We start from the raw sequence: 20,618 nt of genomic DNA, 5'->3' as shown, positions 1-20,618 counted from the left end.
TTCAACGTCGTCCCCCAGCTCACCGAAGAGATCAACACCCGCAAGGGCTGACCCGCCTCACACGGCTGGCTGTGCGGCCCCGTGTCCACCCACAACAGGCGGATACGGGGCCGTACCCGTACGTCCACCTCCGCACGAACCGACGCGCGCCGCCGGTCCGGGCGGAGCGGTTCAGGCCCGCCAGCCGGACGCGAGCAGGTGCCGGTGGCGTCGTGGCCGCGCATCCCTCCGTGCGGGGCGCCGTTGACTCCCTCCCGCGAGCCCGCTTACCTTCCCTCAACGGATTGTTGAGGACGGGAGGCGTCCGCATGGACGCGCAGGAGCCGGCACACCGCACGCTCGGGCCGCACGCCGCGAAGGAGGTCACGGACCTCCTCGCCCCCGTCGACGCCGAACTGGCGCGGCGCTACCCGGGCGACCCGGGCACGCGGCAACCGGTGCACACGGTGTACGTGCCCGCCGACGCCTTCGGCGCGGGCACCGTTCGTACGTGGGGCGACGAGGCGCTCGCCGCGCTGGATGCCCACGCGCCGGACGCCGCCGCGCTCGCCGCCGCCGTGGACCTCGACCCGGCGCTCGCCGCCGAGGTGTACCCCCGGGTGCGGGCCAAGCTGCGCACCGAGCCCGTCGAGGATCTGCGGATCGACTTCGAGGACGGGTACGGGGTGCGGCCCGACACCGAGGAGGACGCCGACGCGCTGCGCGCCGCGCGCCTTGTCGCGGAGGCGTGCGCCGATCCCGACCCCGCCCGCGTCCCCGCCCGGCTCGGCATCAGGATCAAGTGCATGGAGGCCGCCGTACGCGACCGGGGCATCCGCACCCTCGACCTCTTCCTCACCGCCCTCCTCGACGCCGCGCCCGCACTGCCCGGACGCCTCGCCCTGACGCTGCCCAAGGTCACGTACGTGCCCCAGGTCACCGCCATGGCCCGTCTCCTGGACACCTTCGAGGAGGCCCGAGGGCTCGCGCCGGGCGCGATCGGCTTCGAGATCCAGGTCGAGACCGCGCAGGCCGTGCTCGGCCCCGACGGCGCGGCCACCGTCGCCCGCATGATCGACGCCGGGCAGGGCCGCGTCACCGCGCTGCACTACGGCACCTTCGACTACAGCGCCGCGCTCGGCGTCAGCGCCGCGCACCAGGCCCCCGACCACCCCGCCGCCGACCACGCCAAGGCCGTCATGCAACTCGCGGCGGCGGGCACGGGCGTGCGCCTCTCGGACGGCTCCACCAACGTCCTGCCCGTCGGGCCCACGGCGCGGGTGCACGCCGCCTGGCACCTGCACCACCGCCTCGTCTCGCGGGCCCTCGCCCGCGCCTACTACCAGGGCTGGGACATGCACCCCGCCCACCTGCCGACCCGCTACGCGGCGGTCTACGCCTTCTACCGCGCCGACTGGCAGCGCACGGCGGACCGCCTCGCCGCCTACGCGGCCCGCGCCGGCGGGGACGTGCTCGACGAACCCGCGACCGCCCGCGCGCTCGCCGGGCACCTCCTGCGCGGCGCCGACTGCGAAGCACTCGGCATGGACGAGATCACCACGCGCAGCGGACTGGACAGGGAAACCCTCGAAGCGTTCGCCGGCCGCCGGGGAAGCCAAGTCTCACCCTCCACTGAAGGGTGAGAGTCGCTCACTGGGCGGGCGGCAGCTCGCCGGAGCCTCGCGGAATGAGCCGCGTCGGCAGGACGAAGCGCTCCGCCTCGTGCGCCGCCCCGTCGAGCCGCCCGAAGAGCCGCTGCGCCGCCGTGCGCCCCAGCTGGGCGGCGTCCTGCGCGATGACCGTGACCCCCGGATCGAGGAGGTCGGCGAGCTCGAAATCGTCGAAACCGACGAGCGCCACCGGCCGCGCGCGCTCCGCCAGCACCCGGACCACCGTCACCGTCACACGGTTGTTCCCCGCGAAGATCGCCGTCACGGGCTCGGGCCCGCTGAGCATCGCGTGCGCCGCGTCCCGTACCCGCTCCGGATCGGTCACGCCCAGCGAGACCCACTCGGGAGCCGGCGTGATCCCCGCCTCGGAGAGCGCGGCGCGATAGCCGCGCAGACGCTCGGCGGCGGTGTGGATACGGGGCATGTCACCGATGAAGCCGACCCGCCGGTGCCCGTGTGCGAGCAGGTGCCGCACCCCCTCGCGCGCGCCGCCGAAACTGTCCGACAGCACGACGTCTGCCTCGATGCCGCCCGCCGGGCGGTCCACGAAGACCGCCGCCATCCCGGCCGCGATCTCCGGCTGGAGGTAGTGGTGGTCGTCCCCCGCCGGGATGACGACGAGGCCGTCCACGCGCCGCGCGCACAGCGCGAGGGCCAGCTCCCGCTCCCGTTCGGGATCCTCGGCGCTCGACCCGTTGATGAGCAGGGCGCCGTGCGCGCGCGCCACCTCCTCCACCGCGCGGCTCAGCGGCCCGTAGAAGGGGTCGGCGAGATCCTCCAGGATGAGGCCGACGCTCGCGGTACGGCCCTTGCGCAGCACCCGCGCGCTGTCGTTCCTGCGGAAACCGAGCGCAGCGATCGCCTCCCGTACCCGTCGCTCGGTGTCCGGGGTGACGCCGGGCTCGTCGTTCACCACCCGCGAGACCGTCTTGAGCCCCACGCCCGCCCGGGCCGCGACATCCTTCATCGTCGGGCGGTTGCCGTAGCGCGGGGCGGGTCGGTGGGTGGTCTGTGCCACGAGAAGGTCCTGTCTGGTCGGGAGTCCGTGGCGTTGAGCATAGAACCTAGACAACGTTGTCAGTCCGGGGGGAGAATGATCGGGGACAGAATGACCCTCGCCCTGTCTCCCCGCTTTCATCAGGAAGATACGGACTCCTATGCACACGGACCTCGTCGCCGCACTCGATATCGGCGGCACCAAGATCGCCGGCGCCCTGATCGACGGGCGGGGAGGCATCCTCGCCCGCGCGCAGCGGCCGACGCCCGCCAAGGAGGACGGCGAGACCGTCATGGGCGCCGTTTCCGGGGTCCTCGGCGAACTCAGGGAGGCGCCCGACTGGGGAGCGGTGCGGGCGGTCGGGATCGGCAGCGCGGGCCCCGTCGACGCGAGCGAGGGGACCGTCAGCCCGGTCAACGTCGCCGCCTGGCGCGGCTTTCCGCTCGTCGAGCGGGTGCGCGAGGTGACGGGGGGCCTCCCCGTGCGCCTCGTGGGGGACGGCGTCGCGATCGCGGCGGCCGAGCACTGGCAGGGCGCCGCGCGCGGCCACGACAACGCGCTGTGCATGGTCGTCTCGACCGGTGTCGGCGGCGGGCTCGTCCTCGGCGGCCAGGTGCACCCGGGGCCCACGGGGAACTCCGGCCACATCGGCCACATCAGCGTGGACCTCGACGGAGACCTGTGCCCGTGCGGGGGGCGGGGCTGCGTCGAACGGATCGCGAGCGGGCCCAACATCGCCCGCCGCGCCCTCGCCGACGGCTGGGAGCCCGGAGAGGACGGAGACGCGACCGCGGCCGGTGTGGCCGCCGCCGCGCGCGCGGGCGACCGGATCGCCCGCGCCTCCTTCGAGCGCGCGGCACAGGCGCTCGCCGCCTCGATCGCCGCGACGGCGACCCTCGTCGAGATCGACATCGCCGTCATCGGCGGCGGCGTCGCGAAGGCGGGAGACCTGCTCTTCACGCCGTTGCGCGCCGCGCTCAAGGAGTACGCGACGCTTTCGTTCGTCCAGGGGCTGGAGGCCGTCCCCGCCCAGATGGGCACGGACGCGGGCCTCGTGGGCGCCGCGGCGGGCGCCCTGCGGCACTTCGGCGGTACGGGGGCCTGAGCGGAACGGGGCCCAGCGGCGCGCGTTCGAGCGGCGCGGATTCGAGCGGCGCGCGCTCGGGAGGCACGAGGCCGAGCGGCCCGTACCGGGAGCGGCGCCGGGTCGATTGGCCTACCGCCCCGCGACAGACCGTGCAGAAGGGGACTCGACCGGACGTCGAAGCACCTCGACCGGACGTCGAAAGGTGCTTCGACGGGAGGCCGAGAGATCCGGTCCGGCCCTGGTTCCCCCGGCGCCGTCAGCGCGTGCTCGTCGGCAGCGCCTCCTCGGTCTCGTGGCGGGCGGCCACCTCGTCCATGTCCACCGGCGCGGGCATCCCGAGTTCGGCGTGCACACGCTGGTAGATGCCCTGTTCCAGGAGCGGGGTCTGGATGTGCTGATAGGGGGTCGGGCCGACGAGCGGCGTGATCCGCTTGATACGGCTCACGAGCCAGTCGCAGCGCATCGACCAGTAACCGTTCACTGCTCCGTGCCGCGCGTCGTCGAGGTCCCGCCATAGGTGGGCGAGTTCCTCCTGGAGCGCCGCGCTGAGCGGGCCGGTGCCGATGCCAAGGGGCGCGTCGGGAAGCTGAGACATGGTGCGTCCTCGCGTTGAAAGGGAACAGTCCGCGAGGACAGATTGCCGTGCGTGAGGGCTGTTCGGGCGATATCGGCGAAACATCCGCCTCCCGTGGGACACGCGGGACGGCCGTGACCACCGCGTGGCCCACGAGAAGCGAACCCGGAAGCTCACGCGCGCCCCATGGCGTGCGCCGATGCGCCCCCGCGCTTCCACCCGCGCCCCGTGAACCGCTGTACGCCCCCGGGGTCGCACGCTCACGCCCCGGGGTCCATCGCGCCTCGTCGAACCTTCACCGTCCGCGTCAAGCGGCGAGCGGCTCGGCCGCTTCGCCCGTCTCGACGACCACGAGGTAGTCGTCCGAGGCGAGGTCCATGACGACCGTGGCCGCCCTGCCCGCCGCCCGCTCCCGCGCCGCGCGCTCCTCCGCCGGCCAACTGCCGCGCGGGCCGCCCGCCGGGAAGCGATCCAGTACCTGTGTGTGCGTCATGGCGCACCTCCACCTGTTCCAGCCGTGGCCTTGTCCCTTCGTGCCAAGCCGTATGCCCCCGAAACGGATCGCCATCCGCCACCGCGCGCCCCCGTGCGGGAGGTTGCGCCCCCGGGGTTTTCGCTCCCGTGCGGACCGGGCAAGCCACAGGGGGCCACGAAGAGAGGGGGGACCGTGATCGTCTGGATCAACGGGGCGTCGGGTGCGGCGGTACGGGCGGTGGCCCGTGAGGTGCGCGCTGTGCTCGCGGACAGCACGCTGTTCGACCCGCGCGACCTCTTCGCGGGGCTCCCGGTGCCGCCGCCCGAGGGGAGCGATCCGCTCGATCTGCCGCTGGGGCGCCGCCTGTTCGTCGAGACGGTGGCAGCACTGCTCGACGAGGTGGGCGGCGTGCTCGTGATACCGCTGCCGCTGTACGCGCAGGAGCTTCGTGACCATCTCTTCGGCCGCCTCTCCTCGCGCGCGATCGCTGTGCACCATGTGCGGATCGAGGCTGACGAAACGATCCTGCACGCGTGGGCGGAGCCGGTACGGAACGAGAGGGGAGAGGCCGGGACGGCGCGGACCGGGACGATACGGACCGAGCCAATACGGGCCGAGAGGGCAGGCGCCGAGCCGACGCGGGCCGAGCCCGCGCGGAGCGAGACGCTACGGGTCGAAGCGGCGCTGGGGGACCACCTCGCGACCACGGCGACGCGCACCCGCCCCGCGAGCGTCAACGGCACCGCCACTCCGGCCCGTACCAGCCCCTACACGGTGGCACTCGCGGAGTGGCTCGCCGCCGACGCGCACCCCCTTCCCGCCGATCCGCGCGGCCCGCGCCCCACCGCCGAAGCACTCGCCCGGCTGCTCGCCTCCGGCGCCCTGCCCGCCTGCCCCATCGTCCAGACCGCCGAACCCACCGCCGAGACCCTCGCGGCGGGGGTGCTCCTCTTCGACGAGATCGGCCGCTTCCTCTTGGTCGACCCGACGTACAAGCCCGGCTGGGAGTTCCCCGGCGGCGTCGTCGAACGCGGCGAGGCCCCCTCGCTCGCGGGGCTGCGCGAGGTCGAGGAGGAGACGGGCCTCAGACTGCGGAGCACACTCCGCCTCCTCGTCGTCGACTGGGAACCCCCGATGCCGCCGGGATTCGGCGGCATGCGTCTCCTCTTCGATGGCGGGCGCCTCTCCGAAACGGCCCACGCCTCGCTGGCCCTCCCGGGCCCCGAACTGCGCGACTGGCGCTTCGTCACGGAGGAGGAGGCGGCGAAGCTGTTGCCGCCCGTCCGCTACGCGCGCCTGTGGTGGGCGCTGCGGGCGAGGCGTACCGGGACGATCGCCTACCTGGAGCGAGGAACGCCGCTGACGGATTGAGGGGGGACCTTGGTGCCGGCCCTTGGTCACGCTCATCGGCGTGTCAGTTCCTCGGGCGCGGGGGCGACCTGGCGCCTGGGGGTGAACTGGCGCCTGGGGGCGACCGGCGCCTGGAGTGACCTGGCGCTGGAGCTGGGCCGGAGTCCTGCGGCGTCAGCCCCCACCCGCCCGGGGGGCCACCTCGCGCCCGGGGGCGGGCCACCTCATGCCTGGAGTCCCGCGACGTCTCCCTCTCCCGCCCGGGGGGGGGCTCGCGCTGAGCTGGGCTTGGAGTCCCGCCGTGTCAGCCCCCTCCCGCCCGGGGAGCTTGCGCTGGACCTGCCTCCAGAGTCCCGCCGTAGCCCCTCCCGCCGGGGGGACCTCGGGCTGGAGCTGCGTCCAGAGCTCCTCCGCGTCAGCCCCCTCCCGCCGGAGGGCATTGCGCTGGAGCTGCGTCCAGAGCTCCCCCGTGGCAGCCCCCTCCCGCCCGGGGGGCGACCCCTATACCAGTCTCCCAAACCCCCACCCCCTCCCCGCCCACCCGCACGAATCTGTGGACAACCCCGCTCACCCCGCACAACCGCTCACCCGAAAGGGTGGCGCGATGTGCCGCTGCCCCCGACTTGTCCACAGGCGAGGAGTCCCCGGCGGACGGCAGACGGCTCCACTCGCCTCGCCCTCCCGCCAGGCCGCCACCGGGACAACGATCCACATCCGCCGCACCCCGTCCTCGGCAAGCCCCGCCCCTGCACATCACCGAGTCACCGCTCGCAAAGACTCACTGCCCCTCACAACCCCCCGTCCCGCTCCGCCGCGTACACCAGCGCCGCCGCCGCGTCCTCCGTCACCGTCTCGCCGTGCCCCGGGCACAGGATCGCCGGGCCCAGGACCGACAGGCGGCGGAGGGAGGCGCGGGCGGCCTCGCGGTCGATGTGGAAGACACCGAGGCGTACCCGGTCCGTCACCGCCACCGTGTCGCCCGTGAACAGGACGCCGTGCAGGGGCAGATGGACCGCGAGGCTGCCCGGGGTGTGGCCCGGCGTGTGCACGATCCGCGCACCGCCGCCGAACGGCACCGGATCACCGTCGTCCACCAGCCGGTCCACTCGCGTCGGCGGGGCGGGCGGCAGACCGCGCGTGGCCTCCCAGAGGGGCAGCTCCTCCTCGACGAGCACCGGTGGCGGCAGCGGCGTCTCCTGCCGTACGTACGGCGCCTCCCAGCGGTGCGCGATCACCTCGGCCCCGTACGCGCGGGCCAGTTCAGCCGCTCCGCCGCAGTGGTCCTCGTGCGCGTGCGTCAGGACCACGCGCTCAAGCCGGGCAGGGTCGAACCCCAGCCCCCGTATGCCCTGCGCGATCTCCTCGCCCGCGCCGACCGGACCCGCGTCCACCAGGGTCAGCGCGCCGTCCTCGCCCCTCTCGTGCCACAGATACGCCTGCCCCACCGCGAAGCGGAAGACGTGCAGGCCGGGCCGTATCGCCAAAGTCTCCATGCCCCGAACGTGCGCCATCCGGCCCGGCTTCACACGCCGTTACGCTCAGGGCTGAGCCCGGCGTACGGGCACGGAGGCCCCCGACGCCACCCGCCACGCCCCGGCTCCGCCCCCACGCTGACGCCGCCCAGGTCCACAGACACCGCCCGCCAGGGACCGCGAGCCGTCCCGCTCCGCGTCCGCCCCCGACTGCTCCGCAGGCGCGCGGCGCCGCCGACCCCACACCCGAGCGGCCCTGCCCGTCGCCCACCCGAGCGGCCCTGCCGACCGCACTTCCGAGCGACCCTGCCCGTCACACACGCGAGCGGCGCCGCCCGTCCTCCACGAGCGGCGCCGCCTCACGCCCTGTCCCTCAGCCCCGGTCCGTCGCGTACTCCGTCAGGAAGACCGCCTCCGCGAGGGCCAGCCGCTCCAGCTCCTGCGGCGAGACGCTCTCGTTCGGCGCGTGGATCTGCGCCTCGGGCTCGCTCAGACCGATGAGCAGGATCTCCGCCTCCGGGTACAGCCCCGCCAGCGTGTTGCACAGCGGGATCGAGCCGCCCTGGCCCGCGTACTGCATCTCCTCGCCCGGGTACGCGACGGCCATCGCGCGCGCCATCGCGCCGTATGCCGGGCTCGTCGTGTCCGCGCGGAACGGCTGCCCCTGGCCGACCTGCTCCACCGTCACCCGCGCACCCCACGGCGTGTGCCGCTCGATGTGCGCTGTCAGCAGCTCCGTCGCCTTGACGGCGTCCTGCCCGGGCGCCACCCGCAGGCTGACGAGCGCGCGCGCCGCCGCCTGCACGGACGGCGTGGCACCGGCGACCGGCGGGCAGTCGATACCGAGCACCGTCACGGCGGGCCGTGCCCAGATCCGGTCGGAAACGGTCCCCGAACCGATGAGTTCGACGCCGTCGAGGACCTTCGCGTCCGCGCGGAAGTCCTCCTCCGCGTACTGGAGACCGTCCCACTGCGCGTCCGCCGCGAGCCCGTCCACGGCCGTCGAGCCGTCCTCGGCCCGCAGCGAGTCCAGTACGCGCACGAGCGCCGCGAGCGCGTCGGGTGCCGCACCGCCGAACTGGCCCGAGTGCAGGTTCCCCGCCAGCGTGTCGACCGAGACGCGCACCATCGTCATGCCGCGCAACGTGGTCGTCACCGTCGGCAGGCCCACCCGGAAGTTCCCCGAGTCGCCGATGACGATCGTGTCGGCGCGCAGCAGCTCGGGGTGCTCCTCCGCGTACCGCTCCAGGCCGCCCGTGCCCTGCTCCTCGGAACCCTCGGCGATGAACTTCACCGTGACGGGCACGCCGCCGTTCGCCTTGAGGGCGCGCAGCGCCAGGAGGTGCATGAGGACACCGCCCTTGCAGTCGGCCGCGCCGCGCCCGTACCAGCGCCCCTCGCGCTCCGTCAGCGCGAACGGCGGCGTCCGCCACGCCTCCTCGTCGAGCGGCGGCTGGACGTCGTAGTGCGCGTAGAGCAGCACCGTCGGCGCGCCCTCCGGGCCCGCGAGCCTGCCGTACACGGACTGCGTACCGTCCGGAGTGTCGAGCAGGGCGACATCCTCGAAGCCCTCGGCGCGCAGCGCGTCCGCGACCCAGCGCGCCGCGCCCTCGGACTCGGAGCGCGGGAACAGCTCGAAGTCGGCGACGGAACGGAAGGCCACCAGCTCCGCCAGCTCCTCCTGGGCACGCGGGATCAACGAGGCGACCGACTCCGCGAGCGGGTTCGCCGCGGCGGATTCGGCAGACGGATTCGGCGACATGGGCACCCTCCAGGGGACTGCGACGTTGTAGCGGGTACACGGGGTTCTCCGTGCACTTCCGCAAGGGACTTCACGGACATCCCGACGGCTCGCGCGCGGGTGTGTGCACGGCGAACGATCTCTCGATACTCCCACAGCCGGACCACCTGCCGCCCGGCCGTAGGATGCCCGGGAACCGGGGTCACGCACAGCAGTCAACAGCGGGATGGGGAGCGGAAGCACATCGTGAGCAGCGACAACACAGCTCAGGACTCGGCGGCCACCTCACGGGTGTGGGACGTGGTGGTGGTCGGCGCGGGTCCCGCCGGAGCCTCGGCGGCCTACGCGGCGGCCGTCACGGGGCGGCGCGTCCTGCTCCTCGAAAAGGCCGGGCTGCCGAGGTACAAGACGTGTGGCGGCGGCATCATCGGGCCTTCCAGGGACAGCCTGCCGCCGGGCTTCGACCTGCCACTCCAGGACCGGGTGCACGCGGTCACCTTCAGCCTCGACGGCAAGTACCAGCGCACCCGCAAGGCCAGGCACATGCTGTTCGGCCTCGTCAACAGGCCCGAGTTCGACCTCGGGCTCGTGGAGGCCGCGCAGGAGGCGGGCGCCGAACTGCGCACCGGCGCCGTCGTGCAGCGCGTCGAGCAGCACGGCCCCGCCGTGCCCGACCGGCGCACGGTCGCGCTCGTCCTCCAGGGCGGCGAGACGCTGCTCGCGCGGGCCGTCGTCGGCGCGGACGGCAGCGCGGGCCGGATAGGAGCACACGTCGGCGTCAAGCTCGACCAGGTGGACCTGGGGCTCGAACTGGAGATTCCCGTGCCCGAGAGCGTCGCCGCCGACTGGAAGGGCCGCGTGCACATCGACTGGGGCCCGCTGCCGGGGAGCTACGGCTGGGTCTTCCCCAAGGGGGACACGCTGACGGTCGGGGTCATCTCCGCGCGTGGCGAGGGCGCGGCGACCAAGCGGTACCTGGAGGACTTCGTCGGCCGCCTCGGCCTCGCCGGCTTCGAACCGAGGGTCTCCAGCGGCCACTTGACGCGCTGCCGCACCGAGGACTCGCCGCTCTCGCGCGGTCGCGTCCTCGTCGCCGGCGACGCGGCGGGGCTCCTGGAGCCGTGGACCCGCGAGGGCATCTCCTTCGCGCTGCGGTCGGGCCGTCTCGCGGGCGAGTGGGCGGTACGGGTCTCGGAGGCGCACGACGCGGTCGACGCCCGCCGCCAAGCCCTCAACTACGCCTTCGCCATCAAGGCCGGGCTCGGCGTCGAGATGGAGGTCGGCCGCCGCCTGCTCGGCATCTTCGAGCGACGCCCCGGCCTCTTCCACACCGCCCTCACCACCGTCCGCCCGGCGTGGAACGCCTTCGCCCGCATCACGCGCGGCTCCCTCACCCTCGCCGAACTCGTCCGGAACCACCCGCTCGCCAATCGCGCGCTCCAGCGCCTCGACCCGCAGCCGAGGAAGCGCGGCGCCTCCGCCTCGGCCCGCGAGCCGCACCCGGTCACCGACGCGGCATCGGAGGAGACCCCCGACGGAACCGGAGCGGAGGCGCGGGGCTGAGGGCGCGGGCGCCCCGGCCGCCGTCCTCGACCGAGGAGGGCCGGGGGCGCCCGTAGGGGAGCGGCTGCCGGGGACCGTGCGCGCCGGTAGCCGCGTCCGTAAGACCCGAGGGTCGCGCTCCTGCGAGAAGTGCCTGCTGGTCCCCAGGTGGCAGCCGCCTCCGCGGCGAGCCGGGCGTCTCAGGCCGGCTCCGCCTCCTGCGGGGCCGGCGCCTCGCCCGCCCGCCGCGTCGCCCACGCGATGACACCTGCGAGCGCCGCGAGGACGGAGACGCTGAGCAGGGCGGTCGGCAGTGAGAACCAGTCGGCCATGAAGCCGATGACCGGAGGACCGAGGAGCAGCCCGCCGTAGCCCAGCGTCGAAGCGGTCGCCACACCCTGCGGGCCCGCGAGGGTGCCCGCGCGGCCGATCGTGGCCGGGAAGATGTTCGCGACCCCGAGGCCCATGACGGCGAAGCCGACGAGCGCGAGCCACAGCGTCGGCGCGAGCGCCGATATCAGCATCCCCGCCGCCGAGACGAACGCTCCGCCGACGACTGTGACGGTCGGGCCCAGCCTTTCCAGCAGCGTCGTTCCCGAGAGCCGCCCGATCATCATGGCGAGGGCGAAGAGCGAGTACCCGGCGGAGGCCGTGCCGGCGCTCGCGTCGAGGTCCTGGTCGAGGTGGAGCGCGCCCCAGTCGGCCATCGCCCCCTCCCCGTACGAGGAGCAGAGCGCGACGACGCCGAGGATCAGGACGACTCCCGTGATCTTGCCGTGCGCCGGGGCCTTCGCGGTCGTGCCACCGCCGGACGGCTCCGCCGGGTCGGTGCCCGCGGCGAGCTTGACGGGACGGGACGGGGGAGGGGTGCCGGGGGCACGGTGCCGCAGCAGGGCCGGGGTGGCCGCGGCGGTCACGAGGAGGCCGATCACCGTGAGCAGCGCGAGGTGCCAGGACGGGGACAGGTGCGAGGCGACGAGGCCGCCGAGCCCCGCGCCGAGCATCCCGCCGAGGCTGAACGCCGCGTGGAAGCTCGGCATGACGGGGCGTCCGAGGGCGTTCACGAGGTCCACGGCCGCGCTGTTCATCGCGACGTTGATGCCCCCGTACCCGATGCCGAAGACCAGCAGCACCGCTCCGAGCGACCAGGCCGTGTGCGTGTGCGGCGGCAGCGCGATCGCGAGCGAGACGAGCACCGCGCACGCGACGGTGACGGGGTGGTTCCCGAAGTGCCGGCACGCGCGGCCCACGAGCGCCATCGTCACGATCGCCCCGGCCGAGACCCCGAGCAGGGCGAGGCCGAGCGCGCTCGCCGACGCGTGCGTCTGCTCCTTGATGGCCGGGATGCGCACCACCCAGCCCGCGAAGACGAATCCGTCGAGCGCGAAGAAGACGGTGATCGCGGCGCGCAGCCGCAGAAGGGAACCGGGGGAGCCGTCGGAGATGACGGCGCGCGGACGCGTGGAGCGCGAGCGGCTTACTTTGTTCAGGAGCGACACAAAATCAGCGTACGGGGGGGTGCGAGTGGCTCACAAGGGGGTGGAAGGAGCGCACCGCAGGGGTGCGCGCGGGCTTACGGGCCGGGGCGCGGACGGGCCGCGGCCCGCGGCCTCTCAGCCCGGCCGGGCTCGTTGTCGTACCCGGGTGCCAGCATGGAGGGCATGGCCACACTTCTGCCGCGCTCGCGCACCACGCTCGCCCCGGGGGCCGTCCATGTCCCGGACTGGCTGCCGCCCGAGCGGCGCCGCGCGCTCGTCGAGGCGTGCAGGGAGTGGGCGCGCGGTCCCGTGCCGATGCGCAGGACGCGGTTGCCGCGCGGCGGCGTCATGTCGGTGGACAGCCTCTGCCTCGGCCGCCACTGGCTCCCCTACCGCTACAGCCGCACCGCCGACGACGTCAACGGCGCCCCCGTCCTGCCGCTGCCCGCCTGGCTCGGCGACCTCGGCCGCCGCGCGGTCGCCGCCGCCTACGACGACGAGGAGGCCGCCGCGCGCTACGACCCGGACGTCGCCCTCGTCAACCACTACGGACCCGGCGCCACGATGGGAATGCACCAGGACAAGGAGGAGCGCGCCTCCGCGCCCGTCGTCTCGCTGAGCATCGGTGACACGTGCGTCTTCCGCCTCGGCAACACCGAGACGCGGGGCAGGCCGTGGCAGGACGTCGAGCTGGAGTCCGGGGACCTCCTCGTCTTCGGCGGCCCGTCCCGCTTCGCCTACCACGGCGTCCCCAAGGTCCGCACCGGTACGGGTGACCCGGGCGACGGCCTGGCCCGGGGGCGGCTCAACATCACGCTGCGCGTGACGGGCCTGCCCGGCTGAGCGGGCGGCGGGAGGCGCAGTCGGGGCGGGGTGCGCGGATGACGGGACATGACAGACTCGCCGACATGAACGGCAAGGAGGCGGCGGCCCGTACCCCGGTCGGCACGCGGGCGGACGGTGCCGCGGTGGGACGTACCGGGGGCGAGCGGGCCGTGGGGGAGCGGACGGCGGGGGAGCGGGGCCGAAGCGAGCGCACGCGGCTGGAGCGCGGGCGCGGCGCGCTCGGCCCCGCGCTCGAACTCGTCCACACCGGACGCGCCCCCACCCGCGCCGTCCTCACCTCCGCGCTCGGTGTCACGCGCGCCACCGCCGGAGCCGTGGCCGCCGAGCTGGAGTCGCTCGGGCTGATCCGGGTCGACGCGCGTCCCGCGGCCCCCGCCGGTTCGCACGGCCGTCCCTCGCACCGGCTCGCGCTCGACCCCGAGGGCCCCGTCGTCCTCGCCGCGCAGGTGCACGCGGACGGCTACCGCGCCGCCCTGATCGGCCTCGGCGGACAGCTCGTCGCGACCTCGCCCGGCTGCGAAATGGTCGGGGCCGACCCGGCGGACGTGCTCGGCTCGGTCGTCGCCGCGGGGCTGGCCCTGCTCCGCGAGACCGGCAGACGCTGCGTGGGCGCCGGTCTCGCCGTGCCGTCCGCCGTCGCCGAGCCCGAGGGCACGGCTCTCAACCCCCTGCACGTCGCCTGGCCCGCCGGTGCCCCCGTACGCGACATCTTCGCCGCGCAGGTCCGGGCGGCGGGCCTCGACGTCCCCGCCTTCGCGGGCAACGACATCAACCTGATGGCTCTCGCGGAACACCGCCACGGCGCCGGGCGAGGCGCCCGCCACCTGCTCGTCGTCGCGACCGGGCACCGCGGTGTCGGGGGCGCGCTCGTCGTCGACGGGCGCCCGCACACCGGCAGTTCGGGACTCGCCATGGAGGTCGGGCACCTCGTGGTACGCCCCGGCGGGCACCCCTGCTACTGCGGAGGACGGGGCTGTCTCGACGTCGAGACCGACCCGCGCGCCTTCCTCCTCGCCCTCGGGCGGACACCGGGCGACTCCCAGCTCCGCGAGGCCCAGGACCTCATCACCGCGCACGGTGAGGAGCCCGCCGTGCGCGCCGCCGTCGAAACCCTCACCGATCGCCTCGGCCTCGGCCTCGCGGGCCTCGTGAACATCCTCAACCCCGACCGCGTCCTCCTCGGCGGCCTCCACCGCACCCTCCTCACCGCCGCCCCCGACCGCCTCCACGCGGTGGTCGCCGACCGCAGCCTGTGGGGCCGCAGCGGCAGCGTCCCCCTCCTGGCCACCGCCCTCGACCGCGGCAGCCTCGTCGGTGCCGCGGAACTCGCGTGGCAACCGGTCCTCGACGATCCCCTCTCCGCGCTGACCGGCTGAGCGGCCCGGCCGCGGGAAGACCGGCGGCGGCCGGACGGGAAATGCCCGCGTTGAACAGTCCGGTGAGGGGTCGGCGCGGGGCGCGCGCGGCCTCGTCAACCCACCCCTACCGCCCGTGCCGTTCGCCGCCCCGCGCGTTCCTCCGCGGGAGCCTCGGCGAACGGCTCCGCGTCCGCCCCGTACCGCCGACGCGGCGTCACGGCGGGGACCGGCGCCGTTTCCTCGGCGGCGGCGAGCGTGAACCACACGACCTTGCCGCGCTCGTCGGGACGGACGCCCCAGCTCTCGCTCACCGCCGCGACCAGCGCCAGGCCGCGTCCGCACGTCTCCGTGTCCGGGACCCGGCGCAACTCGGGGTACTTCGGGTCGCGGTCGTGCACCGAGACCGTGAGTACCCCGAGCAGGTAGTCGATCCGCACGGAACAGGTCTTGTCCGGGCCCGCGTGCCGGTGCACGTTGGTGAGCAGTTCGGTCACGCCGAGGATCGCCTGGTCGATCAAGGCGTCGAGATGCCAGTAACGCAACTGGGCGGAGACGATTCTGCGGACCTGGCCGATCCGCGACGGCAGGGCCTGAAGCTCCACCGCGCAGTGCCTGCTGGGCTGGCTGATCACGGCTGTCACTCCCCGAGATGAGTCCGGAAGAAGACGATGCTCGCGGCCGGCGGCTCCCACTCCCGTCGGCGTACAGAGGGACCGGTACGGCGGCTGGTTCACAGCGTCATCGCCGGTGGACCCAGAGTGAGGTGTGTCCAGGGTGACCCGGGGCAACCGCCCCCGCAACTCGTCGCCACGACCCGTACCACCGCACTCCTCCCCGTCAGGACGCGCGGCGAGCCCCGTCGGCTGTCGGCCACGGGGCGCGCGTCCGGGATGCAGTCTGCACGGCCCCCACGCGCCGCACCAGGGCCCGGCACCCCCACCGGGAGCGCGCGCGGGCGCATACCTACGGCCCCCCGCGAGCCCCCGCGCGCACCGCCAACACACCCGTGAGCCCACCGTGCCTCCGCCCGCAGAGGGTGTGCCCCCAAGCTTGTGCTTCGGCCGCTCAAAGAGGTGTTTATGCAGGTGAGAAGAGGTGCGAGGAGGTCTAGGATCACTTCCCACCAGCCCGCGCGCGGCCTCCCGCGCCCATTCCACAGGAGCGGCTTCGTGCCCACCCCCGAGCAGAACCGCCCCGGCCCCCCGGCGCACACCCCCGACGCTCCGGCCCGCACGCTCGATGCCGACCGGAGCGATCCCTCCTACCGGGCCTGGCTCAAGGAGGCCGTCCGGCAGGTGCAGGCCGACGCCAACCGCAGCGCCGACACGCACCTCCTCCGCTTCCCGCTCCCCGCCCACTGGGACATCCACCTCTACCTCAAGGACGAGTCGACACACCCCACGGGGAGCCTCAAGCACCGCCTCGCCCGCTCGCTCTTCCTCTATGCGCTGTGCAACGGCTGGATCAGGCCGGGCGCGCCCGTCGTCGAGGCGTCCAGCGGCTCCACCGCCGTCTCCGAGGCGTACTTCGCCCGCCTCATCGGGGTCCCCTTCATCGCCGTGATGCCCCGTTCCACGAGCCGCGAGAAGTGCCGGCTCATCGAGTTCCAGGGCGGCCGGTGCCACTTCGTCGACGACCCCCGGACGGTCTACGCGGAATCCGCCCGGCTCGCGGCGGAGACCGGCGGCCACTACATGGACCAGTTCACGTACGCGGAACGCGCCACCGACTGGCGCGGCAACAACAACATCGCCGAGTCGATCTACGAGCAGCTCCGTGAGGAGCGCTACCCGGAGCCCGCCTGGATCGTCGCCACGGCGGGCACCGGCGGCACCTCGGCGACCCTCGGCCGCTACGTGCACTACATGCGCTACGACACCCGCGTCTGCGTCGCCGATCCCGACTTCTCCTGTTTCTACGAGGGCTGGACCCACCACGACCCCGAAGCGGTGAGCGACCGCGCCTCGCGCATCGAGGGCATCGGCCGCCCGCGCATGGAACCGAGCTTCGTGCCCGGAGCGGTGGACCGCATGATGAAGGTTCCCGACGCCGCGAGCATCGCCGCCGTGCGCTTCCTCGAACGCGTCCTCGGCCGCAAGGCGGGCGGCTCCACGGGGACGGGGCTGTGGAGCGCGCTGCGCATCGTCGCCGAGATGCTCGCGCACGGCGAGAGCGGCAGCGTCGTCACCCTCCTGTGCGACCCGGGCGAGCGCTACCTCGACAAGTACTACGCGGACGAGTGGCTCGCCGCGCAGGGCCTCGACATCACGCCGTACACCGCGACCCTGGAGACCTTCCTCGCGAGCGGCAGCTGGCCGAGCGGCCCGGCCGACTGAGCCGCGCTTCCTCCCGTACGGGCCCCGGGCCACCCGCGATGGGTACGCGGCCCCGGGCCCGTCCCCCGATGCGCGGCTCAGGCCGTCGGCGGGGCGTCCGCCAGCAGCACCGACTCCACGCGCTCCGCCAGCTCCTCGCGCGCCTCCTCCGGCAGCCCCTCGTCCGTCACGACCGTGTCCACGGCACTCAGCGGAGCGAAGGAACTCAGGCCCACCGTGCCCCACTTGGTGTGATCGGCGACGACGATCACGCGCCGGGCCGCCGCCACGAGCCGCCGGTTCGTCTCCGCCTCCGCGAGGTTCGGCGTCGACAGCCCCGCCCGCGCGGAGATCCCGTGCACCCCGACGAAGAGCAGATCGAAGTGGAGGGACGCGATCGCGGCATCGGCCACCGGGCCCACGAGCGAGTCCGACGGCGTGCGCACCCCGCCCGTCAGCACGACCGTCGCCCGGCCCTGCCGCCCCTCGTGCGCCCGGTGGAAGACATCCGCGACCCGCACCGAGTTCGTCACCACCGTCAGCTCCGGCACCTCCACGAGCCGCTGGGCGAGCGCGTACGTCGTCGTGCCGCCCGAGAGCGCGATCGCCGTGCCGGGCGCGACGAGTCCGGCGGCCACGCGCGCGATGCTCTCCTTCGCGCCCTGCTCCCGGCCCGACTTCGCCTCGAAGCCCGGCTCGTGGCTGCTCGCCTCGGCCGGCGGCACCGCGCCGCCGTGCACCTTCTCCACCGCCCCCTGCCGGGCGAGCGCGTCGAGATCCCTCCGCACCGTCATGTCCGAGACGCCGAGCCGCTTGGTCAGCTCGTTGACCCGCACCCCGCCGCGCCGCCGCACCTCGTCGAGGATCACGGCCCGGCGCTGCTCGGCGAGGAGGTTCAGGTTTTCGCTCACGTCCGCCCGGTCCTTCCGCTGCTGTCGTCCCCCGACCCGTTCCGCACCGCGCGACGGAGCGTGCGGACGTCCCCCGTACTCCGGCGCGTCCCGCTGTGTCGTCGGCCCCGTCATCCTCCCACGTCGGCGAGGCCGCCCCGGCGGGACCGCTCCCGCCACCGCATCACCCGACCGGGGGACTCTCGGCCCGAGCCCTTCCGGGTACGTCCTCGCCTCGCCATGCTCGTAGGGGACATGACAGCCCTGCGGGCGGGGACAGCCGCTCGCCGGTGGCGGTACGGTACGCCGAGCGCACCGCCCCACCCGCCCCGTACGACACCCACCCCGTCCACCGTCCCGAACGAGAACCCGCCCCGCCCGCCCGTCCGTTCACAGGGAGAACCGCGCGTGCAGTCCGCCCCGGGGGAGCAGCCCGCCCTCGAACTGCTGGTCCACGGAGTCGGGGGCACGACCCCCGCCGAGATGCTCGACGATCCGCACACGGTCCGCGTCGCAGGTGACGACACGGCAGCCCTCTACCGCCGCGCGAAGGACGCGCCCCCGCGCGAGGGGGACGGACCCCCGCGCGAGGACGCGTCCCGGGCGCACGGGACCGAGGGGGACGCGCCGGTGCAGGAGGCGTACGTCTGGTGCAACCTCACCTCCGGCGACGCGAGCCGCGCCCTGTGGCTCCTCCTCCTTCCCTTCATGGTCGTCAACCTCGCGCACTGGATGCGCCCGCGCGCCCTGCGCCGCCCGCGCCTCGTGCGCCTGTACGGGGCGCTCGTGCGCCTCATCGGCCTCAGCCTCACCGTCCTCCTGGTCGCCTCCGCCTGCGAGGTCGCCCTCGACCTCACCGCCTGGCAGTGCGCGGGCACCGCCGCCTGCGCCGAGGGACGCGCCTGGCTCGGCTTCCTCTCCCCGCACACCTCACCGGGCGACTGGTGGACCCAGCCGGGCCGCCGCCTCGCCCTCGCCGCGCTCGTGCCCGCCGCCCTCGTGCTGCTCCTCTGGTTCCTCGCGCACAAGACCTGGAGCGCCTACGAGAACCAGAGGCCGCTTCCCGCCGCGACCGACGACGCCGACGTGGTCGCCGACGCGGCGGCCACCGGCCACGCGGCCGCCGCGACACCCCCCACCCCGGACGCGAAGGTGCCGCGCGACACGCCCGCCCTCGCCCGTCCCGGCTTCTGGTACGGCCGCCGCATCGTCGCCAGGCTGCGCGCCGCGCACACCGCCGCGGCCCTCCTCACCGTCGCCGCCGGGGTCGGCACCGCCGTCACCGCGCAGGACGCGGCGCACGACGGGCCCGTCCTCGCCGGGCGCCTCCTGTGCGGCCTGTACGCCGTCCTCGGAGTCCTCGTCCTCGTCGCCGTCTGCCGACGCGGGCGCAGCGAGCGGCGCCTCGACCCCGCCTTCGACCGCCTCACCGTCCGCGCCCTGCCGCTCGCCGCCCTGGTCGTCCTGCTCGCCACTCTCGGCTACGCCCTCGCCGACCGCCCCGCCGACCGGTCCACCGGAACCCTCCCCGGGGACGTCCTCTTCCGCGTCCTCACCCTCACCCAAGGGCTCCTCGTCCTCGTCCTCGCCGTCGTCGCCGCCCTCCTGCACCGCAGCGCGCCCGACTCGCGCACTGCGCTGAGGGGCTACGGGGGGCCGGCGACCGCCCTCCTCGCCTGCGCCCTCGGCGGCGTCCTCACCGGCGGCCTCGCCCAGCGCGTCGCCGACTGGCTCGACGGCCCGGCGACGCCGGGCGAGGGCGGCAGCCCTCTGGCCGGACCGCCCGTCCTGCTCTCCTGGCAGGCCGCCACGCTCCCGCCGATGCTGCTCCTCCTGCTCCTGCTCGCCGCCAGGCTCGGCCTCGCCACCTGGCGCCGCGCCCGCGCCGGGGCCGCCCAGGTCGAGGCCGACTACCCCGGCGTGCGGCACGACGAGGCGCGCACCCGCGCGATCGCCCTCACCCGGGCCGCCGCCGCGCTCACCGACCGCGCCCCCGCTCTGCTGGGGCTGAGCGCGGCCGGGATTCTGCTCCTCGGCGCCGTGGCGCTCCTCGGGGCGTGGACGAGCGGCGAGGTGCCGGGCGAGGCGACGAGCGGGCTGCCCGCCGCCGCGCACGGCGTCGCGCAGACGTGCCAGGCGCTCGGCTCCTGGCTCACCGGCCTCGCCGCGCTGCTCTTCCTCGCCTTCGGTCGCCGCGCCTACCGCGATCCGCACGCGCGCCGCACGATCGGCATCCTGTGGGACGTCGGCACGTTCTGGCCGCGTGCCGCCCACCCCTTCGCGCCGCCCTGCTACGCCGAGCGCGCCGTCCCCGACCTCACCTGGCGCATGGCGACGTGGACCGCGCGCACCGGCGGGCGGCTCGTCCTCTCCGGCCACTCGCAGGGCAGTGTGCTCGCCGCCGCCGCGGCCTGGCAGCTCCCCTCACAGGTCCGCGGCAGGATCGCCCTGCTCACCTACGGCTCCCCGCTCGAACGCCTCTACGGCCGCTGGTTCCCCGCCCACTTCGGCCCCACGGCCCTCACCGGGCTGCACGGCGACGTCTCGCAGTGGACGAACCTCTACCGCGCCACCGACCCCATCGGCGGCCCCGTCCGCGTCCCCGGCGTCGACCACACGCCCCTCAAGGACCCCCTCGCCTACGGCCGCACCCCCGACGAACCCCTTCCGCCGCCCCTCCACGGCCACGGCGACTACCCCTGCGACCCCGCCTTCGCCGAGGCCCGGGCCGCCCTCCTGCGCCGCCTGCGCCCCGCGGGCCCCGTGCCCCGGCAGCCCGGCCCGACGAGCACGGCACCGGAGGAGGCGGAGCCCACCGGAGGCGCGGCCGGAGCCTGAGCGCGG

16 protein-coding genes are annotated in these 20,618 nt (G+C 74.8%); 8 read left to right on the top strand and 8 right to left on the bottom strand.

From position 1 onward, the window contains the following. The first annotated feature begins 308 nt into the window (after positions 1-308). Positions 309-1,622 carry a DUF6986 family protein gene (locus tag IF99_RS0120680; protein ID WP_030998097.1) on the top strand — a complete coding sequence of 438 codons (1,314 nt, stop codon included), beginning with the start codon at positions 309-311 and terminating at the stop codon, positions 1,620-1,622. Between the two features lie 7 nt (positions 1,623-1,629). Here IF99_RS0120680 and IF99_RS0120675 read toward each other — a convergent pair whose 3' ends face one another. Then, complete coding sequence (locus IF99_RS0120675) at positions 1,630-2,667, bottom strand: LacI family DNA-binding transcriptional regulator (RefSeq protein WP_030998096.1); 1,038 nt, start codon at positions 2,665-2,667, stop codon at positions 1,630-1,632. Between the two features lie 139 nt (positions 2,668-2,806). On the opposite strand from IF99_RS0120675, the gene IF99_RS0120670 reads away from it, so the two are divergent. Continuing rightward, positions 2,807-3,751, top strand: a complete 945-nt coding sequence (locus tag IF99_RS0120670; RefSeq protein WP_030998095.1) for an ROK family protein — start codon at positions 2,807-2,809, stop codon at positions 3,749-3,751. 238 nt (positions 3,752-3,989) lie between these two features. Here the strand turns inward: IF99_RS0120670 and IF99_RS0120665 are convergent, their stop codons facing one another. Next, positions 3,990-4,328: a hypothetical protein gene (locus IF99_RS0120665; protein ID WP_030998094.1), complete on the bottom strand. Its 339-nt coding sequence runs from the start codon at positions 4,326-4,328 to the stop codon at positions 3,990-3,992. A 286-nt stretch (positions 4,329-4,614) separates the two neighbouring features. Then, positions 4,615-4,800, bottom strand: a complete 186-nt coding sequence (locus IF99_RS0120660; protein WP_030998093.1) for a hypothetical protein — start codon at positions 4,798-4,800, stop codon at positions 4,615-4,617. A gap of 174 nt (positions 4,801-4,974) precedes the next feature. Between IF99_RS0120660 and IF99_RS0120655 the strand changes: the two genes are divergently transcribed. Beyond that, positions 4,975-6,153: an NUDIX hydrolase gene (locus tag IF99_RS0120655; protein ID WP_030998092.1), complete on the top strand. Its 1,179-nt coding sequence runs from the start codon at positions 4,975-4,977 to the stop codon at positions 6,151-6,153. 767 nt (positions 6,154-6,920) lie between these two features. On the opposite strand, the gene IF99_RS0120650 is transcribed toward IF99_RS0120655, so the two are convergent. Both IF99_RS0120650 and IF99_RS0120645 read right to left on the bottom strand, forming a co-directional pair. Further along, entirely contained in the window at positions 6,921-7,625 is a 705-nt protein-coding gene (locus IF99_RS0120650) for an MBL fold metallo-hydrolase (RefSeq protein WP_030998091.1), read from the bottom strand. Positions 7,626-7,977: 352 nt separating this feature from the next. Then, positions 7,978-9,366 (bottom strand): dipeptidase, encoded by a 1,389-nt coding sequence (locus IF99_RS0120645; protein ID WP_030998090.1) that lies wholly within the window; start codon positions 9,364-9,366, stop codon positions 7,978-7,980. A gap of 225 nt (positions 9,367-9,591) precedes the next feature. Here IF99_RS0120645 and IF99_RS0120640 point away from each other — a divergent pair, with 225 nt between their 5' ends. Beyond that, on the top strand, positions 9,592-10,908 hold the full coding sequence (locus tag IF99_RS0120640) for a geranylgeranyl reductase family protein (protein ID WP_030998089.1): 1,317 nt from the start codon (positions 9,592-9,594) through the stop codon (positions 10,906-10,908). Between the two features lie 179 nt (positions 10,909-11,087). On the opposite strand, the gene IF99_RS0120635 is transcribed toward IF99_RS0120640, so the two are convergent. Continuing rightward, the gene (locus tag IF99_RS0120635; RefSeq protein ID WP_030998088.1) at positions 11,088-12,377 is read right to left on the bottom strand and encodes an MFS transporter; all 1,290 of its coding nucleotides are present in this window, start codon (positions 12,375-12,377) and stop codon (positions 11,088-11,090) included. A 171-nt stretch (positions 12,378-12,548) separates the two neighbouring features. On the opposite strand from IF99_RS0120635, the gene IF99_RS0120630 reads away from it, so the two are divergent. Both IF99_RS0120630 and IF99_RS0120625 read left to right on the top strand, forming a co-directional pair. Then, complete coding sequence (locus tag IF99_RS0120630; protein ID WP_030998087.1) at positions 12,549-13,208, top strand: alpha-ketoglutarate-dependent dioxygenase AlkB family protein; 660 nt, start codon at positions 12,549-12,551, stop codon at positions 13,206-13,208. Between the two features lie 65 nt (positions 13,209-13,273). Further along, positions 13,274-14,587 (top strand): ROK family protein, encoded by a 1,314-nt coding sequence (locus IF99_RS0120625; RefSeq protein WP_078655186.1) that lies wholly within the window; start codon positions 13,274-13,276, stop codon positions 14,585-14,587. 95 nt (positions 14,588-14,682) lie between these two features. Here IF99_RS0120625 and IF99_RS0120620 read toward each other — a convergent pair whose 3' ends face one another. Continuing rightward, entirely contained in the window at positions 14,683-15,201 is a 519-nt protein-coding gene (locus IF99_RS0120620; RefSeq protein WP_199806528.1) for an ATP-binding protein, read from the bottom strand. A 537-nt stretch (positions 15,202-15,738) separates the two neighbouring features. Between IF99_RS0120620 and IF99_RS0120615 the strand changes: the two genes are divergently transcribed. Continuing rightward, complete coding sequence (locus IF99_RS0120615) at positions 15,739-16,905, top strand: PLP-dependent cysteine synthase family protein (RefSeq protein WP_030998084.1); 1,167 nt, start codon at positions 15,739-15,741, stop codon at positions 16,903-16,905. A gap of 77 nt (positions 16,906-16,982) precedes the next feature. On the opposite strand, the gene IF99_RS0120610 is transcribed toward IF99_RS0120615, so the two are convergent. Beyond that, the gene (locus IF99_RS0120610) at positions 16,983-17,795 is read right to left on the bottom strand and encodes a DeoR/GlpR family DNA-binding transcription regulator (protein ID WP_030998083.1); all 813 of its coding nucleotides are present in this window, start codon (positions 17,793-17,795) and stop codon (positions 16,983-16,985) included. Positions 17,796-18,182: 387 nt separating this feature from the next. Between IF99_RS0120610 and IF99_RS0120605 the strand changes: the two genes are divergently transcribed. Further along, on the top strand, positions 18,183-20,612 hold the full coding sequence (locus IF99_RS0120605) for a membrane protein (protein ID WP_030998082.1): 2,430 nt from the start codon (positions 18,183-18,185) through the stop codon (positions 20,610-20,612). Positions 20,613-20,618 lie beyond the last annotated feature (6 nt).

It is taken from the genome of Streptomyces sp. NRRL F-5630 (assembly GCF_000719475.1).
Classification (GTDB): domain Bacteria; phylum Actinomycetota; class Actinomycetes; order Streptomycetales; family Streptomycetaceae; genus Streptomyces.
This window is presented reverse-complemented; position numbering and strand designations above follow the sequence as displayed.

Excerpts from the sequence above, each read along its gene's own strand:
- IF99_RS0120680 (WP_030998097.1), top strand. The coding sequence starts at position 309 with ATGGACGCGCAGGAGCCGGCACACCGCACGCTCGGGCCGCACGCCGCG.
- IF99_RS0120670 (WP_030998095.1), top strand. The coding sequence starts at position 2,807 with ATGCACACGGACCTCGTCGCCGCACTCGATATCGGCGGCACCAAGATC.
- IF99_RS0120665 (WP_030998094.1), bottom strand. The coding sequence starts at position 4,328 with ATGTCTCAGCTTCCCGACGCGCCCCTTGGCATCGGCACCGGCCCGCTC.
- IF99_RS0120660 (WP_030998093.1), bottom strand. The coding sequence starts at position 4,800 with ATGACGCACACACAGGTACTGGATCGCTTCCCGGCGGGCGGCCCGCGC.
- IF99_RS0120650 (WP_030998091.1), bottom strand. The coding sequence starts at position 7,625 with ATGGAGACTTTGGCGATACGGCCCGGCCTGCACGTCTTCCGCTTCGCG.
- IF99_RS0120645 (WP_030998090.1), bottom strand. The coding sequence starts at position 9,366 with ATGTCGCCGAATCCGTCTGCCGAATCCGCCGCGGCGAACCCGCTCGCG.
- IF99_RS0120630 (WP_030998087.1), top strand. The coding sequence starts at position 12,549 with ATGGCCACACTTCTGCCGCGCTCGCGCACCACGCTCGCCCCGGGGGCC.
- IF99_RS0120625 (WP_078655186.1), top strand. The coding sequence starts at position 13,274 with ATGAACGGCAAGGAGGCGGCGGCCCGTACCCCGGTCGGCACGCGGGCG.